At 61.1% G+C, this 764-nt stretch carries 1 protein-coding gene; it reads right to left on the reverse strand.

Going from position 1 to position 764, the window contains the following annotated elements; all coding sequences use genetic code 11:
• A partial coding sequence (locus WBQ96_RS28235) for a formate--tetrahydrofolate ligase (RefSeq protein WP_337035968.1) occupies positions 1–764 on the reverse strand: 764 nt, incomplete at both ends.

Raw genomic sequence — 764 nt, forward strand, 5'->3', positions numbered from 1 at the left:
TCGATGTGGCGGCCAAGATTGGCGCAGCCCTTCTTCACCGCCTCGATGTTTTCAGTGCCAAGATCTTCCTTCTTGACCCCGCCATTCATCTTCATGGCGCGCACCGTGGCGACGATGACGGCGGCAGCGGGTTTTAAGCCTGCCTTGCGGCACTTGATGTCGAAGAACTTTTCCGCACCGAGATCGGCGCCAAAGCCTGCTTCGGTGACGACATAGTCGGCAAGCTTCAAGGCCGTCGTGGTGGCGACGACCGAGTTGCAGCCATGGGCGATGTTGGCAAAGGGGCCGCCATGGACAAAGGCCGGGTTGTTCTCCAGCGTCTGCACCAGATTGGGCTGCATGGCGTCCTTGAGCAGAACCGTCATGGCGCCGTCGGCCTTGATGTCGCGGGCATAGACCGGCGTCTTGTCGCGGCGATAGGCGATGATGATGTCGCCGAGGCGCTTTTCCAGATCCTTCAAATCCTTCGCCAGGCACAGGATGGCCATGACTTCTGAAGCGACCGTGATGTCGAAGCCGGCCTCGCGCGGATAGCCGTTGGCCACACCGCCGAGCGAGCAGATGATTTCGCGCAGCGCCCGGTCGTTCATGTCCATGACTCGGCGCCAGGCGACGCGGCGGGTGTCGATGGCCTGCTCGTTGCCCCAGTAGATGTGGTTGTCGATCAAGGCCGACAAAAGATTGTGCGCGGTGGTGATGGCATGAAAATCGCCGGTGAAGTGGAGGTTCATGTCCTCCATCGGCACGACCTGGGCATAGCCGCC

Origin of the sequence: Mesorhizobium sp. CCNWLY176, from assembly GCF_037153935.1 — a bacterium.
Taxonomy (GTDB): domain Bacteria; phylum Pseudomonadota; class Alphaproteobacteria; order Rhizobiales; family Rhizobiaceae; genus Mesorhizobium_M; species Mesorhizobium_M zhangyense.